Annotated in this window: 16 protein-coding genes; 3 read left to right on the top strand and 13 right to left on the bottom strand. The window is 63.7% G+C overall.

The features are described 5' to 3' along the window. Together X741_RS157725 and X741_RS157730 are read right to left on the bottom strand one after the other, a co-directional pair. Entirely contained in the window at window positions 1-897 is an 897-nt protein-coding gene (locus X741_RS157725) for a sugar ABC transporter permease (protein ID WP_023764707.1), read from the bottom strand. A gap of 148 nt (window positions 898-1,045) precedes the next feature. Beyond that, on the bottom strand, window positions 1,046-2,365 hold the full coding sequence (locus X741_RS157730; RefSeq protein ID WP_023777115.1) for a sugar ABC transporter substrate-binding protein: 1,320 nt from the start codon (window positions 2,363-2,365) through the stop codon (window positions 1,046-1,048). A 170-nt stretch (window positions 2,366-2,535) separates the two neighbouring features. Between X741_RS157730 and X741_RS157735 the strand changes: the two genes are divergently transcribed. Next, on the top strand, window positions 2,536-3,321 hold the full coding sequence (locus X741_RS157735; RefSeq protein ID WP_013896938.1) for an IclR family transcriptional regulator: 786 nt from the start codon (window positions 2,536-2,538) through the stop codon (window positions 3,319-3,321). Between the two features lie 66 nt (window positions 3,322-3,387). Further along, complete coding sequence (locus X741_RS157740; protein ID WP_023777114.1) at window positions 3,388-4,227, top strand: amidohydrolase; 840 nt, start codon at window positions 3,388-3,390, stop codon at window positions 4,225-4,227. A 10-nt stretch (window positions 4,228-4,237) separates the two neighbouring features. Here the strand turns inward: X741_RS157740 and X741_RS157745 are convergent, their stop codons facing one another. The 8 genes from X741_RS157745 to X741_RS157780 all read right to left on the bottom strand — a co-directional run bounded on the left by X741_RS157745 (window position 4,238) and on the right by X741_RS157780 (window position 11,816). Then, window positions 4,238-5,209 (bottom strand): ABC transporter permease, encoded by a 972-nt coding sequence (locus X741_RS157745; RefSeq protein ID WP_023777113.1) that lies wholly within the window; start codon window positions 5,207-5,209, stop codon window positions 4,238-4,240. A 1-nt stretch (window position 5,210) separates the two neighbouring features. After that, window positions 5,211-6,161, bottom strand: coding sequence for an ABC transporter permease (locus tag X741_RS157750; RefSeq protein ID WP_023777112.1), 951 nt, complete (start codon window positions 6,159-6,161; stop codon window positions 5,211-5,213). Beyond that, window positions 6,158-6,907 carry an ATP-binding cassette domain-containing protein gene (locus X741_RS157755; RefSeq protein ID WP_023777111.1) on the bottom strand — a complete coding sequence of 250 codons (750 nt, stop codon included), beginning with the start codon at window positions 6,905-6,907 and terminating at the stop codon, window positions 6,158-6,160. Before X741_RS157755 ends, X741_RS157750 begins: the two co-directional genes overlap by 4 nt. Further along, a complete protein-coding gene (locus X741_RS157760; RefSeq protein WP_023777110.1) occupies window positions 6,900-7,637 on the bottom strand; it encodes an ATP-binding cassette domain-containing protein in 738 nt (245 codons plus the stop codon). The genes X741_RS157755 and X741_RS157760 overlap by 8 nt, the downstream gene beginning before the upstream one ends. Window positions 7,638-7,709: 72 nt before the next feature. Then, window positions 7,710-8,897, bottom strand: coding sequence for an ABC transporter substrate-binding protein (locus X741_RS157765; RefSeq protein WP_023764714.1), 1,188 nt, complete (start codon window positions 8,895-8,897; stop codon window positions 7,710-7,712). 26 nt (window positions 8,898-8,923) lie between these two features. After that, the gene (locus tag X741_RS157770; protein ID WP_031249911.1) at window positions 8,924-10,069 is read right to left on the bottom strand and encodes an extracellular solute-binding protein; all 1,146 of its coding nucleotides are present in this window, start codon (window positions 10,067-10,069) and stop codon (window positions 8,924-8,926) included. A 32-nt stretch (window positions 10,070-10,101) separates the two neighbouring features. Next, on the bottom strand, window positions 10,102-11,262 hold the full coding sequence (locus X741_RS157775) for a CaiB/BaiF CoA-transferase family protein (protein ID WP_023777108.1): 1,161 nt from the start codon (window positions 11,260-11,262) through the stop codon (window positions 10,102-10,104). Between the two features lie 2 nt (window positions 11,263-11,264). Continuing rightward, the gene (locus tag X741_RS157780; RefSeq protein WP_023777107.1) at window positions 11,265-11,816 is read right to left on the bottom strand and encodes a MaoC family dehydratase; all 552 of its coding nucleotides are present in this window, start codon (window positions 11,814-11,816) and stop codon (window positions 11,265-11,267) included. 200 nt (window positions 11,817-12,016) lie between these two features. Between X741_RS157780 and X741_RS157785 the strand changes: the two genes are divergently transcribed. Continuing rightward, a complete protein-coding gene (locus tag X741_RS157785) occupies window positions 12,017-13,114 on the top strand; it encodes a lactonase family protein (protein ID WP_023777106.1) in 1,098 nt (365 codons plus the stop codon). Between the two features lie 47 nt (window positions 13,115-13,161). On the opposite strand, the gene X741_RS157790 is transcribed toward X741_RS157785, so the two are convergent. The 3 genes from X741_RS157790 to X741_RS157800 form a co-directional block, all read right to left on the bottom strand. Then, window positions 13,162-14,142, bottom strand: a complete 981-nt coding sequence (locus tag X741_RS157790) for a Tim44 domain-containing protein (protein WP_023777105.1) — start codon at window positions 14,140-14,142, stop codon at window positions 13,162-13,164. Between the two features lie 72 nt (window positions 14,143-14,214). Then, window positions 14,215-14,508 (bottom strand): zf-TFIIB domain-containing protein, encoded by a 294-nt coding sequence (locus X741_RS157795; protein ID WP_013896928.1) that lies wholly within the window; start codon window positions 14,506-14,508, stop codon window positions 14,215-14,217. Window positions 14,509-14,704: 196 nt separating this feature from the next. Next, window positions 14,705-15,694, bottom strand: coding sequence for a zinc-dependent alcohol dehydrogenase family protein (locus X741_RS157800; RefSeq protein WP_023777104.1), 990 nt, complete (start codon window positions 15,692-15,694; stop codon window positions 14,705-14,707). Window positions 15,695-15,771 lie beyond the last annotated feature (77 nt).

The raw sequence follows: 15,771 nt of genomic DNA, 5'->3' as shown, positions 1-15,771 counted from the left end.
TCACCACTCCGCACCGATCTGCGTGCGCGCCGCGGCGAGCTTGTTGAAGAAATAGACGGTGAAGGCGATCGACAGCAGGATCGAGAAATAGGCCATGGCGTTGGCCATGCCCATACGCCCGTCGCTGTAGGCAGTGCGCGCCACCAGCGTCCAGAGCAGCTCCGTTCGGCCCGCCGGTCCGCCATCGGTCATGATCTTGACGATGTCATAGGCGCGCGCGACGTCGAGCGAGCGGATGGTCATGGCGATATAGGCGAAGGGCATCACGAAAGGCCACGTCACATAGCGGAATGTCTGCCATGGCGTGCAGCCGTCGACCCGCGCCGCCTCGATCGGCTCCTTGGGCATGGCGAGCAGACCGGCCAGGATCAGGATGGCGAAGATCGCCGTCGAGGACCAGATCTCGGCGACCGAAATGGCGATGAAGGCGAGATGGCCCTCGATCAGCCACGGTATCGCATCCCTGGTGATGCCGAGCGACTGCAAGGCGTTGTTCACCAGGCCGATATTGTCGTTGAACATGAACTTGAACTGGAAGCCGACGAGGATCGGCGAAAACATCATCGGAAACATCATCAGCGTGCGCAGGATGCGTTGGCCACGTGTCGCCTTCTCGACCAGCATGGCGAGGCCGAGGCCGAGCAGCATTTCGAGATTGAGCGCGATGGTCAGCAAGAGGACCGTGCGCCCGAACGCCCACCAGAAATCGGTGTTGGACAGGATCGAAAGATAGTTCCTGAAGCCGACGAAGACGAAGAAGGTCTCGGGCCGCGTCAGGCGGAAGGGCGTGAAGCTGGAGTAGAGCGAGAGCAGCAACGGCACCACGACGACCGCCGCCAGCACGATCATTGCCGGAAGCAGCAGCAGGAATGGCGCGGATGGCTTGAAGCCCTTCATCAGAATCCTGTGGTGTTTGCTTTGGACGCCCGTTGTTCAGGCGCGGGCCGGGAACGGAAAGTCTGTCGTCGATGGTTCAGCGCTCTCGCCGGCGAAGCGCGATCGCCTCCCCCATTCCCGATGGGAGAGGCAGCGTTGGGAGACGGTTCTAGAGCTTGCCGGCGTCCTGGAGGATTTGTGTCGCCTTGGCGGCGGCTTCGTCCAGCGCCTGCTTGGAGGTCTTGTCGCCGAGGATCGCTGCCTGCAACTCCGGATAGACGGCGTTCGAAATCTCGATCCACTCAGGCGTCTGCGGCACGGCAAAGGCGTGCTTGGCCTCTTCCTGGAAGGCGGAGAGAACCTCCTTCTTGTACGGATCGTTCTCGGCCTGCTTCAGGTCCCAGTCCCAGACCGCGGTGCGGGTCGGCAGCGGGCCGGCGGCGGCCTCGAGCTTCTGGCTATCCTCGTTGGTCAGCCACCAGACGAGCGAAGCGGCGGCTTCCTTGTTCGGGCAGTTCTCGGTCACCGAGAAGCCATGGAAACCGGACCAGCCGGTGCGCTTGCCGGAAGAGCCTTTCGGCGCGACCTTCACGCCGACATTGCCAGCGACTTTCGACGATTTCGGATCGTTGAAGAAGCCGGCCCAGCCTGGCCAGTCGAGGTTGATGGCGACGGTGCCCGAGGCAAAGCCCTGGCCGAGATCGTCCCACAGGTAGTTGGTCGTTCCGGCCGGCACGGCCTTGGCCTTGTAGAGGTTGACGAACCAGTCGAGCGCGCGGACGCCAGCCTCGGAATTGAAGACGGGCTTGCCGTCCTTGTCGAGATATTCGCCGCCCTCGGCGACCACCATCTCGTAGAAGCGGCCGTTGATCGCCTCTTCCTTGCCGGCGAACTGCGTACCGTAGAAATTGGGCGGGTTCGCAAAGAACTCGGCCTGGTCGGTGACTTCCTTCCAGGTGTCCGGCGGCACCAGGTCATAGCCGTATTTCGCCTTGAACTTGGCCTTGTTGTCGGCGTTCTCGTAGAGGCTCTTCTGGTAGTAGAGCGCCGAAACGTCGAACTGGGCACGCGGCAGCATTTCCAGCTTGCCGTCGATGGTTGCCGCCTTGATGGTCGACGGCACGAAGGCGTCGATTTCTTCCTTTGGCAGCAATTTGCTGAGGTCGGCGTAGAGGCCTGTATATTGCGGCGCGAAGGACGAATGGTTCCAGCCGACGCACCAGTTGGTGCTGCCCGAGGCGATGTCGGACTTGAGCTCCTTGTCGATGTCGAAGCCGTTCTTCTTGGTCAGGATGTTGACCTTGGCGCCGGTCGCCTTCTCCCATTCCGGGATCCGCTCATAGAGCTTTTCATATTGCTGACCGCCGATCAGTTTCACGTCGACGGTCACGCCTGCAAACTTGCCGGGCAGGTCGCCGGCAAGGGCGGTGCCTGCGCCGAACGCAAGCATCAATGCGCCGGCGCACACGCCGGAAAGCAGTCTGTTCATTGGTATCCTCCCTGGGTGCGCCTCAGCGGCGACCGCAACTCGTCTGATGACAAGAAGCATTTACATTCATATACAAACAAAACATTCACGGGCACGTCAAGGCGAAATTTGTTTCCGTTCGGCCGCATTCCTGCGTATATGAAGAATCGATTTTACTGGAGGGATGAGCCATGGATGACAGCGAGGACGAGCGCTATCGCGCGCCGGCGCTCGACAAGGGGCTCGACATCCTCGAACTGCTGGCCGGCGTCGACGGCGGCCTGACGCAAGCCGAAATCGCCAAGAAACTCGAGCGCAGCCCCAACGAATTCTACCGCATGCTGGATCGGCTGGTGCGGCGCGGCTATGTCACGCGACTGGACGGCGACCGCTATTCGCTGACACTGAAGCTGTTTGGCCTGGCGCAACTGCATGCTCCGGTGCGACGGCTCGTTTCATACGCCACGCCGCTGATGCGTGAGCTCGCCGAAACGTCGCAACAGGCTAACCAACTCGTTGTTTTTGATCGCGGTTCCGCCGTCGTGATCGCCCAGCAGGAGGCCCCGAACTACTGGGGCATCTCGATCCGGGTGGGATCCCACATCAGCCTGTTCGACACCGGCTCGGGGCATGTGCTGCTGGCTTTCCGCTCGGAGGAAGAACGCCAGATGATGATCTCCGAACATGTCCGCAGCACAGACAAGATGGCGCAGCCGGCCGAGTTCTTCACCCGTCTCGACCAGATTCGCGACCGCGGCTACGAGATGATGGCCTCGATGCAGACCGCCGGCGTCTTCAACCTTTCGGCGCCTGTGCGCAGTTCCGACGGCAGGGCGATCGCGGCGCTGTCGATTCCTTACATCACCGTCGTCAACGCGCCCTCCGCGCCCGACATTACCAGGACCATCGAACTGTTGTTGGCCATGGCCGAAAGGTTGTCACGCCTAGCCGGATCGGCTGTTGGCGCAGCGGCGTAATTCTTATTTGAATGAAGAATTCCTCCGTGAGATGATCTGAAAAAGCTTGAAGGGAGGAACTTGGCCATGATCGTCGACACCCATCTGCACCTCATCGATCGCTCGGTGCTGCGCTATCCCTGGCTTGCCGGCGTGCCAGCGCTCGACCGCGATTTCTCCTACGGGGAGTATGCCGGGGAAGCGCAGCGTGTCGGCGTCGAGCGCGTGCTGCATATGGAGGTCGATGTCGATCCGGCCGACATCGAGGCCGAGACCGCCCGCGTCGAAGTTCTGTCGCGGCAACCAGGCAGCATGCTCGCTGGAGCGATCGCCTCCTGCCGGCCGGAAGAGACCGGCTTTGCGCCCTATCTCGAACGCCAGCGGGCGAATCCTTTCGTCAAGGGCTTTCGCCGCGTCCTCCATGTCGTGCCGGATGAGCTGTCGGAAGGCCCGCTGTTCCGGGACAACATCAAGCGGCTTGGCGGCACCGGCCTGACCTTCGACCTCGTGGTGCTGCCGCACCAGATTCCCAAGGCGATCGCGCTGGCCGACCTGGCGCCGGATGTCCAGTTCGTCCTCGACCATTGCGGCGTGCCCGACATCAAGGGCGGAGCCGAGCATCCATGGCGCGAACATATGAGAGAGATCGCGCGGCGTCCGAACGTCATCGCCAAAATTTCCGGTGTTGTCGCCTATGCCGATGCCGGCAGCTGGACTGTCGAGACGCTGCGGCCCTATGTCGAGCACACAATCGCTGCCTTCGGCTGGGACCGTGTCGTCTGGGGCAGCGACTGGCCGGTCTGCACGCTTGGCGGCGGCCTCTCGACCTGGGTGGCTGCGACCCATGCGCTGCTTGCAGGCTGCAGCATTTCGGAGCGCGACAGGCTGTTGTCGGCGAATGCCCGCAAGCTGTGGCGGCTCGCCTAGCAGCAACCCGTCAGATGGTCGTCGAGACATGCCGTTCGCGGCCGTAGAGCGAAACCAGCAGCACGATGATGAGGCCCAGGGCAGCCTGCACCGCCGAGGGCTGGAAGCCGAGGCCGATCAGCAGCGTGTTGATCTCCGTCAGCACCAGCACGCCGGCGATCGTGCCGAGATAGCTGCCACGCCCGCCGACCAGTGCCGCGCCGCCGACGACGACCGCGGCGATGGTCTGGAACAAATAGGGCTGGCCGACATCGCCATAGGCCGAGCCGGTGAAGCCGAGCAGCAGCACGCCCGCCACGGCGGCGAAGAAGGCGCTCGCCGCATAGGTGATGACCCATATGCGGACCGGATCGATCAGCGCCAGCGGTGCGGCGCCCGGATTGCTGCCAAGCGCATAGAGCCGGCGCCCATAGGGCGTCCGTTCCAGCACCAGCACGACGAGCGCTGCCAGAACGATGAGACTGGGCACCAGCCATGGCACCGGCAGCGGCCCGGCCGATCCGCCGATCGACACGAAGCTGGAAACCGCTTGCGGTGCCGAGCCGGAGGGGAAGCCGGCTGTCCACAACAGCACCAGCCCCTGCACGACCATGCCGATGCCGAGCGTGACGATGAGCGGCTGGATGTCGAGGCTGCGCGAGATCAGCCCGTTCAGCCCGCCGATGAGAAGCGCTAGCACGCCGACAAGGCCGCAGACGAGAAAGAAGTTCCAGCCATCGCCGTAGAGCTGTGCGGCCACGACATTGGCAAAGCCGATGACGAAGGGAATGGACAGGTCGATGCCGCCCATAATGACGACCAGCGTCTGGCCGATCGAGGCGACGGCAAGCAGCGAAGCGAGCACCAGCATGGCGCGCACGGCAAACGGCGAAGAGTAACCGGGAATGAGGACTGCGCCGGCAAGGTGCAGAAGGGCGGCGATGCAGAAGGCGCCGACGACGCGGGCATTGGTCGTCGCGAACAGGTTTCGCTTGGCAGCCATGTCAGCGCCCCCTCATGGCAAGACGTTCCTGCAGCGCGGTCAGCATCACCGCCAGCACCAATATGGCGCCATAGGCGATCTGCAGCACGAAGGTCGAGACGTTGAAAGTCGTCAGCACGCTCTGCAGCAGGAAGATGTCGATCGCGCCGATCGCGGCTCCTGCCACGCCGCCACGGCCACCGGCCAGGCTGACGCCGCCGAGCGCGACGGCGGCGATGGCGATCAGCGTGTAGGTCGGTCCTATGTTGGGGTCGGCCGAACCGATCAGCGCTGTCAGCATCAGCCCCGCGCATCCGCCGAAGATGCCGGTCATCACATAGGCGATGAAGCGGACGCGGGTGACATACACACCGGCGGTATAGGCGGCACGGTCATCGCTGCCGACCGCCATCAACTGGTCGTAGTAAGGGGTGCGCCGCACCAGCCACCAGGCGATGAACATCGCCGCCAGCGGCAGCATCGACAGCGGACCGGACAGCGCCTTGAGCCAGGCCGGCGCGGGACCGATCGGCGCCGGCAGGATCGTCAGCGTGATGCCGGTGAGGATGAGGTAGGTGCCGAGCGTGGCGACGATCGGCTGGATGCGCACGATTGTCGCCAGAAAGCCGTTCGCCGCGCCGATCAGCGCGCCGATGAGCAAAGCCGCTGGGACAAGCAGCAGGGGCGAGGAGATGCCGGCATTCAGGAAAAGCACCTGGATCACCATGGCGTTTACGAAGCCCATCAGCGGCCCGACCGAAATGTCGATGCCGCCACGGCCGGCGAGAATGACCGGGGCCGACGCAATCGCCGCTCCGATCAAGGGCGCGGCCAGTCCGACCAGCGCGCCCCACGACCCCGGCTGGAACCGCCCCGGGCTGAGGATAAGATTGACCGCGAGCAGGACGACCAGCAGCACGACCGCGAAGCCGACATTTCGCCCAAGCGACAGGAGGTGCGTCAAAAAGTTCATGCCGCGCGTCCGAACATGGCTGATATCACGCTGTCCGTGGTCAGCGCATCGCCGGCAATTTCCGCCGCGACTTCATTTTCGCGAAACACCAGCACGCGCTGGCACAGGAGAAGAATCTCCTCGATCTCGCTGGACAGGATGACGAGCCCCATGCCGTCCGCGGCCAGGCCGCGAAAGACATGGTAGAGAACATGCCTTGTGGCCACGTCGACGCCGCGCGTCGGGTCGTTGAGAAGCAGGATTGCAGGCTCCAGCGCCAGCGCCCGCGCCAAAAGCACCTTCTGCTGGTTGCCACCCGACAGGGTGGTGATCGACGCGTCAGGCCGGGGCGCGACGATCGACAGTTTTTCGCGGTAGACGTCGTAGCGTGCCTTGCGCGCCGCGGGACTGATCAGGCCAAGGCGCGTGTCGCGCGACAGTGTCGAGACGGCGAAATTGTCGAGCACGGACTGCGTCGGGAAAATCCCGTTCGCACGCCGGTCGCGCGGCAAATAGGCAATGCCGCTGGCGACCGCCTTGCGAAAGCCTGTGATCTTGCGGGATACGCCGGGCAGGGACATCTCGATCGAGCCGCCAAGTGGCGACGCCAGGCCAGCGAGCATCTTGAGGAACAACTCCTGGCCGTGCCCGTCGAGACCGGCAAGGCCGACGATCTCGCCCGGAGCGATGGTTTGCGTTATTGCGCTGGCGCCCGGCGCGATGACGAGGTCGCGGACGGCCAGGCCTGGAGCGGTGCGATCAACCATGCGCCAGCTCCGCCGCCGTGCGTGGCGCCATCGCCTTGAGCAATTCCGCCGGGGTCGAGGCACCACGTTCCTCGGTGCGCACCACGCTGCCGCCGCGCAGGATCGAGATGCGATCCGAAAGCGTCATCACCTCGTCCATGCGGTGCGTGATGAACAGGATGAGGCAGCCTTCGCCCGCAAGCGCGCGCATCAGCGAAAAGACGGATTCGCGATCGGCGAAGTCGAGCGCGGCGGTGACTTCGTCGAGGATCAGGATTCTTGGATTGCGCACGATCGCGCGGGCAAGAACGATCAATTGCTGGGCGGCGAGCGGCAACAGCCCGGCGGGCCTGTCGAGGGGCACGTCGGTGATGGCGAAGCGCTTGAGCGCGGCGGCCGCCCTGGCGCGGCGTTCGTTGCGAGGCACGGCGCGCCGCAGCAGGCCGTCGAGGCCGAGCAGGATGTTGTCGGCCACGCTGCGATCGGGCGCGATCAGCACCTCCTGGAATACCGTGGCGAGCCCTTGCGCCTGGAAGGCCGAGGGGCTCGTGCCCGAGAACGGCTTGCCATGCAAGAGGATCGAGCCACCGTCTGGCTGGACGATGCCGGACAGGAGCTTGACCATGGTGCTCTTGCCCGAACCATTCTCGCCCAGGATGGTGTGGATGGTCCCCGCCCGGAACGCGATCGAAGCGTCGGCGAGCGCGATCGTCTCGCCATAGCGTTTGGATATGTTGGTGATCTCAAGCATGCCATGTTTCGAAGCTGGCAAGCCGGCTCCCCGAAAGGAGCCGGCTCGCTGAAATTTTACCTGTCGCCGGCGTCACTTTGCGCAGGCATCTGGTACCTTCGAATAATCCCAGCCCTTGGTCGGCGCCGGGTTCGAGAAATAGGCGTCGAGCCATTCCTCCGGCATCGGGTCGTTCGGCGGTATCGGAAAGATCGAGACGGCATCGGTCGTCATGCAGTCCTTGTACCATTGGCCGAGGTCGGCGTTGTGGACCGGCGGGATCGGGATCAGCAGCGTGTTCAGCTTCGGCTTCTGGCCCTCGAGCATGCGCTCGCCGACGCGAAACAACGTCTCGGCGGTCCAATGCGGCAGCACCGCATGGCCTTCGAAGCGGTATTTGTCAGGGTTGGCCTTCCAGTAGCCCAGCGCGTCACCTGTGATCGAGCCGGTGATCAATGGCGCCGGGCGGCCGGCTTCGGCGAAGGCCTCGGCAACGACGCGGCTTTCGCTGCCGGTCGTCCACACAGCATCGATCGGCGCCGGATTGGTGGCGATCGCCTGAAGCACCACGGTCTTGGTGACGTTGGCCGTCCAGTTGCCGTTGACGGTGCGCGAAATCTTCAGCTTCGGATTTTCCGCCAGCGCCTTGTCCGCGCCTTGGCGTTCCTGGACCACGATCGGGTGACCGGCAATGCCTTCGACGAGCAGGATGCTGGCGCCGTCCGGCTGCGCCTTGCCGATCGCCGTCATCATGTCGTAGCCCCAGCGCGCATAGTTGGAATCGACATTGATCGCGTTCGGACTGGTCACCGAACCAGCGGCGGTGATGAACGGAATGCCGGCCTTGGCGGCTGCGTCGATGGCGTCGTCGAGTGCGGTGGCGGAGCCCGGAATCGAGGTGATGATCGAGCACTTCTTGTCGATGAAGGCGCGGATCTGGTTGATCTGCTGGCTGGCGTCGTTGTTGGAATCGGAAACCTCGAAGCTCGACACCGTGCCGTCGGCGATCAGCCCGTCGACGAGCCGCTTCAACTCCTTGGTCACCGTCACCCGCCAGGGATTGCCCTGGTAGGATTCCGAGTGGCACCACTTCCACGGCTTCGACGGCGGGGTGAAATTGTCCCAAGCCGAAGGCAGCACCTTCTGCGGCGCGCCGTCATACTGCGCCTTGAGTTCGGTCGGCAGCCCGCCAATGACGCCTTGCGCATCCTGCGCATAGGCAATTGTTGTGATGGATACAAATGCGGTTGCGGCCAAAAGGCCGCTTATCATTCTTGTCATCTCGATCTCCTCCGTTCGGTTTCGTTTCAAGCTCCTCCACCGGCAGCGCCGGACACCTGCGCCAGGGAACTCTCCCGGAACAGGCGATTGAGATCGGCAACGACCTGGGCGGCCTTGTGCCCTGAACTCATGCCGGAAAGGATGCGTTCGGACGCCGCCTGCTGGAACGCCATGTAGCCGTCATGGCGCGGCCGCACCCATGAGCCTTCCAGCGTGGCGCGCGTATCGCGATAGAAATTGCCGGTCACGGCGTTGACCGTCCGGTCCTCCCAGGCGGCGGCATGGCCGGGCTGTCCGCCCGCGGCGGCGTAGGGACCGCGCTGGACATCGCCGCTGGCGACCCAATAGGCGAAGTCGATCGCGGCATCCCTGGCTTTGGAAAAGGCCGACACCGCTATGCCGGTGCCGCCGAGCGCCGAACCGATCGGACCGCTGGAGCCGATGACCGGGATGTCGGCGAAAGCCAGCTGGTGTGCGCGAAAGCCCGCGACCGCATAAGAGACGTAGCCGTAGATCAGCGGTGCGCAGACGATGCGGGAACCGGCTTCAGCCATCCGTTCCGAAACGGCAATCGGGTCCATGTCGAAGCAAGCCGGCTCGACCAGTGCCGCGATCTCGCGAATCGCCTCGAAGACTTCGCTGCTGGCCTCGGCATCGATGATATCGCGGGATGGATCGGTCGCGCAGGAATGTCCAAGATTGCCGGCCAGCGTGTAGAACGCCATCAGCACATGGGGTGGGCGCAGCGGCAGCAGCACGCGGCCTTGCCGGGCGAGATCGAGCACCTCACCCCAGCGCGTTGGCGGTGTCTCCATTGCATCTGGTCGCCAGGCCAAAACTTGGCTGGCCGCATCGATCGGGAATGCCCATTGCCGTCCTTGCCAGTTGTAGCTCGGATAGGATTGGCCGACGCTGCCCGAGGCTAGCGCGGCGCGCTCGGCCTCACGGCCGGCGACATCCAGCGGCGCGAGGCAACGCTCCGCCGTGATCTGGCCGACATGCGGGTGGTCGATGACGATCAAATCATAGGCGCGCGCCAGTTCCTCGACCGGGAAGGATTCGAAATCCTGGAGCGAGCGCTTGTCCCATTCGATGGCGACACCGGTCTTCTGCTGCCAGAGAGCAGAGCAGGCGACCATCGGGTCGTAGCCGCGCGGATGGCTCCAGGTCATGCCGCTGAGGGTGGGCACCAGAGTGAGAGTGGTCACAGGCCGAACTCCCGGCGGATTGCGGCACTGTGCTCACCGATGCGCGGTGCCGCTCGATCGACCTTGGCCCTGATGCCATCGACCCTGAGCGGCGAACTGGTGGTGAGGATCGAGACATCGTCTTCGCGCGTCACCGTCTGCAGCATGTCGAGCGACTGGAACCCTTCGCTGGCCAGCATTTCTGGCCAGGTCAGCACCTTGGCGCACCAGATGTCGGCGGGCTCGAGGATATCAAGCCATTCGCCGATGGTCTTGGTGGCGATCCGCTGCGCGATGATCGCCTTGATGTCGTCACGCGCGGTGAACCACGATGCCGGTTTATCGCGATAGGGCGCCAGCTCATCGAGCGATAGCAGGTCGGCGAGTTTCGGGATCGGCGTCATGGCGATGGCGAGATAGCCGTCCTTGGCCGGATAGACGCCGTAAGGCGCAGACAGATAGGCATGCGCGCTGCGGAAGCTGGAGCGGCGCGGCAGGCGGCGGCCGTCATTGAGATGCGTGGTCAGCACCTCGAACTGGAAATCTACCAGCGCTTCCAAAAGGCTGGTCTCGATATGGCTGCCTTGACCGGTGATGCCGCGCCGCACAAGTGCCGCCAAAATGCCTTGCGCGCAGGCCGCGCCCGCCAGCATGTCGCCGATGGCAAGCCCGAACGGCACCGGCCCCTGGTCCTCGTCGCCGTTCAGCCACATCACCCCGGAGCGCGACTGCGCCAGCAGGTCCTGGCCGGGCCGCTTGACCCATGGTCCTTCTTCGCCATAGCCGCTGATCGAGGCGTAGACGAGCCGCGGATTGATCTTGCGGACGGCTTCGTAGTCGAAGCCGAGCCGCTCGATGACGCCCGGCCGAAAATTCTGGATCAGCACGTCGGCCTGGGCCAGCAGCCCGCGCAGCACCTTCAGGTCGGCCTCGTTCTTGAGGTCGATGGCGAGGCTTTCCTTGGCCCGGTTGATGGCATGGAAGATAGTGGAATCGCCGCCGATTTCGGTATCGCTGAGATAAAGCCGGCGCGACAGGTCGCCGCCATCCGGGCGCTCGATCTTGATGACGCGGGCGCCGAGATCGAGCAGCCTGAGCGAGCAGTAGGGCCCGGACAGGAACTGGCTCATGTCGACGACGACGAGACCGGCGAGCGGCAATTCGGCCAAAGCCGGCATTGTTATTTCTCCGTCTTGCCTGCGAAATCGGCAGGGTTGCGGTACTTCACCGTCTGCAGGTGCTCGCAATACAAAACGAGTTCGCCTTCGCCCTTGAACACCTCATAGCTGGCGCGGATCAGGCCCATCTCCTTGTAGCGGGGCGTCTTGTCCAAATTGGAGCGGATCGAATAGATCGTGTCGCCGATGAAGACAGGCTTTATGAAGCGGAGCTTGTCGTAGCCATAGGAAAAGGCGTTGACGCAGTTGGTGGCGACCAGTCCCAGGCCAGCCGAGAAGACGAAGGCGCCGGCGATCAGCCGTTTGCCGAAAATGCCTTCGCTTTCGGCAAACATCTGGTCCTGTACGTAGGGGTGGATGTCGAGCACCAGCGTGTTGAAAAGGTGGCTGTCGCCTTCCGCCATCGTGCGCCGCAACGAGCGGATCTTCTGGCCGACCGGCCAATCCTCGTAGAACCAGTTCTCGGCATTCCACACCGGCAGCGCAGCGTGATCGGCCGGCATGTTTTTGGGGTGCGTCGAGGCGACGCCGACAGTGGGCGCGAAGTCGTTCATGGCTGGCTCCGGCGATCTCGCAGGAGGCTTCGCGCAACCGTTCGAACACGCATCGAGGCGCAGGAATGCACGACGTCTCCTCCCGTCAATCTTCTTTTGTAAATAGTATTTTCACATATGGGGTTGCGTTGCAAGCGTGAACAGGCGAAATTTTGGCCCGTCCCGCGGCACCCGAGCGCCCGCGGGGAAGGGAGGAAATCATGAGCAACGCCTGTCTGGTCTTCGTCGGCAGCCTGAACCGGGAAGCGCCGTATTTTCAGGGCGCGCGCGGCACCGGCCTCAGCGTCTACAGCTTCGATGAGGAAACGCTGGAAACCAGAAAACTGGCCGAGACCAATGACGTCGACAACCCGACCTTCCTGTCGGTGACGCCGGATGGCTCACGGATCTATGCCAATTCGGAAGTCTTCACCTGGCGCGAGGGAACCGTTTCCGCCTACGGCTTCGATCGTGGCTCCGGGACGCTCACCTACTTGAACAAACAGCCATCGCTGGGCAGCATCACCGCCCACAACACCATCACCCGCGACGGCACGAAGCTGCTGGTCGCCAATTACGGCATGGGCGAGGGCGGTCCGGATCGCGCCGTGGCGGTGTATGGTTTCGACAAGGATGGCGCGTTGACGCCGCCGCTGGCCAGTGTCTCGCATAAGGGAACTGGCCCGAATGCGACCCGGCAGGAGCGTTCGCACGCCCACAGCGTCACCGAGACCATTGCCGGCGGAACGGCCATCGTCGCCGACCTCGGCATCGACCGGCTGGTGTCCTACCGGATCGAACGGGATGGAAGCCTGAGCAAGCTTGCCGAATCCGAGTTGCCGCCGGGCGCCGGTCCACGCCATCTCGCGCTCCATCCGAACGGTCGTTTCGTCTTCGTCATGAACGAGCTGGATTCGACCGTGGTGTCGATGAAGTTCGACGAGGTGAGCGGCAAACTCTCCATCGTCGACACCAGGCCGGCGGTGCCGGCCGAGGCGCGCGACAGCAACCATTGCGCCGATATCCAGATCGCGCCGGACGGCCGCTTTGTCTACGGCTCCAACCGTGGTCACGACAGCGTCGTCATCATGGCGGTCGACCAGCAGACCGGTGTACTGAGCCTCGTTGGCTATGTCCCCTGCGGCGGTGCGACGCCGCGCAACCTGGCGCTGACGCCGTCAGGCGGTCATCTGTTCTCGGCCAACCAGAATGGCGACCGCATCTCGATCTTCGCCCGCGATGCCGACAGCGGCATGCTGGTCGACACCGGACGTGCTATCGGCATCGGCACGCCGATGTGCGTCAAGATCGTGCGCTGAACCGCTCGCAACGACGCCTCGAAGCCTGGGATAAGACTGACCGGGGCTCAGGCCTGTTGGATGGCCGAGAGCTTCCAGTTCGAGCCATTCTCGCGCATGAATGTCCACAATTCGGTCGTCTCTGTCGGATGGTCATCGTCACCCTCGACGGCCTTGCCGCTGGCTCGTTCGCGCATCACGTCACGAGACTCGTAGCGCAATGCGGCCGTGGCGTAGTCGCGGTCGTCCTCACGCCAGCTTTCCGCGATGTCGGCCTGCAGCAAGGTGATGTCCGATACCTCGTTCCTAAGACCTTTCTGGGCATTGTCGGCCAACTCTTCGGACAGATAGGACACCATCTCGGGAGTCGTCGCCCGGCGCAGGGCGGCATGGTCTTCGCGTCCGAATGCTTCCTGGACATCGGTCAACAGCTGCTGGAATGCGTCGAGGTCGGTCTGGGCCAGCGTAATCTCGTCGGAGCCGCCGGCCGGAGAACCTCCACCCGAACCGCCGCCAAAGCCGGGGATTGTGAAAGAGCCTGCCGATTGCCGCGGTGACGTTGCGCGGTTCTCAAACCGCGAAGCCTGGGCATTGCCGGCACCGGCGAGCGCAGGACCACGCGCGGATTGCGACCGGAAGAACCTGATAGCCAGCATGATCGCGCCGCCGATGAGCACGGCCTGCAGCAGGAAGCCGAACATGCCGGCGAGGCCGCCGAAGCCTTGGCCCAGGAGCAGCCCGATCAGGCCGCCGATCAGCAGCCCGCGCATCATCGTTCCGCCGAAGCCGCTCATGAAGCCGGGCCTCTGCAGGCCCGCCTGCGGCTGCCGTGCGGCAGAGTTCACACCGGTGTTGGGTGTCATCGAACGCTCGACCGGAGCGGTCGGCGCCGGGGCGGTCCTTGTCGGCGGCGCGGATTGGAACGTACGCATGCCACGGCTGCCGAAACTGCCGCCGCGACGGGCCTCGGCATGATCGATCGCGACCATGGAGAACGCCAGGAACAGTCCTGCAAAGAGGGCGGCAAATCGGTTTGTGCGCGAAATCATCGGGATGGACCTTATCGATGTGGTTTTTGAGATTTCAGCAAATGACGGCCCGGTACCGGGCGGCGCCATGCCTCAATCGAACAATTCTTCGAAGAATGATTTCTTCCGCTTCGGATAGCGGTGGCCCTGCGAGCGGGAATAGTCGTCATCGCGGCCCTGGCTGTGTTGTGGCTGGGAGAATGGCGCCGGCTGCGGCGCGGGCGACGCCTCCCTGCCCGAACGTTCGATGATCTTGTCGAGTTCGCCTCGATCAAGCCAGACGCCGCGGCACTGCGGACAGTAGTCGATCTCGATACCCTGGCGTTCGCTCATTGTGAGCGCGACGCGGCAGGAGGGACAAACCAAACCAAGAAGGGAAGATGTCATATGGGGCTCCAAACCAGAAGGATGAGCCCGCTTGACCGAAAGGTATGGAAACGGGCCCGTTATAGCGGTCCGACATCACAATCGCCAAGGACGATCGTCAGAGGGGCCCGGCCCGCAGGGGACAGTTAGGAATGCGGGACCGCGCCTTCAAGGGCGATATTGCAGCGAGAATGATTTGTTCGCCGTTGCGGCCCCTTCAGAGCGTCACCACGATCTTGCCGAACTGTTCGTTCGACTCGAGATAGCGATGGGCCTCGACAATCTGGTCGAAGGCAAAGGTCCTATCGATAATTGGCCTCAGCGTGCCGGTCTCCAGGCCTCCAAGGATAAATGCCTTGGCGGCTTCCAGCTTGGCCGGGTTGCCGGTGATCTCGTGGACCAGGTAGCCACGCAGCGTCAACGTCTTCCCCAACACCGCAGCCAAAGGGAACGGCGTCGGCTCACGGCTGAGGCCGCCATATTCGATGAGAATGCCGCCAGGTGACATGGCCGCTGTCAGTGGCTCGAAGATCGGGCCGCCGACCGCATCCAACACAACGCGGACGCCTGGCGGTCCGGCGATTTCCATTAGCCGGGCCTCCAGATCCTCCTCGGCCAGGATCACGACTGCTGCCGCTCCGGCGTCGAGCAGGGCTTGTTTCTTCGCCGATGTCCGCGTCACCGCGATCGCCGTCGCGCCGACACTGTTGGCGATCTGGATCGCGGCAAGTCCGACACTGCTCGACGCCGCCGTGATGACGACGACATCTCCACCGCGTAGCCTGGCGATGTCGATCAGTGCGCCGTAGGCTGTGAGATATTGCATCCAGAGCGCTGCTGCCGTTCGCCAGTCGAGCGATGGCGGGTGTTTGACGACGAGCGCGGCGGGATAGGTGACCAGTTCGCCATAGGCCGGCCAGCGAACCATCGATTGCGGCGGGATGATGCTGACGGCATCGCCCGTTGCGAAATCCGCGACGCCTTCGCCCACCGCCTCGACGACGCCGGCCGCTTCCAGGCCAAGTCCGGAGGGTAGGGCCGGTGTCTCGATATAGGTTCCCGCACGCAGCAATGCCTCGGCGCGGTTGAGGCCCAGCGCCTTGACGCGGATCTGCACCTCGCCCGCACTTGGCGGGGGAAGGTCGACATCCTCGATGCGCAGTACCTCGGGACCGCCATGCTGGTGGAAGCGGACAACACGTGTCATTCGGGATACTCCAAATCATTTGAACCGAATGAGCTATGCAGGGAACGCTCTCGCGGATAAATGGCGGTACAGATAAA

Origin of the sequence: Mesorhizobium sp. LNHC221B00 (genome assembly GCF_000502935.1) — a bacterium.
GTDB lineage: Bacteria > Pseudomonadota > Alphaproteobacteria > Rhizobiales > Rhizobiaceae > Mesorhizobium > Mesorhizobium opportunistum.
Note: the sequence above shows the minus strand (reverse complement) of the source record. Positions and strands in the feature narration are given on the sequence as shown.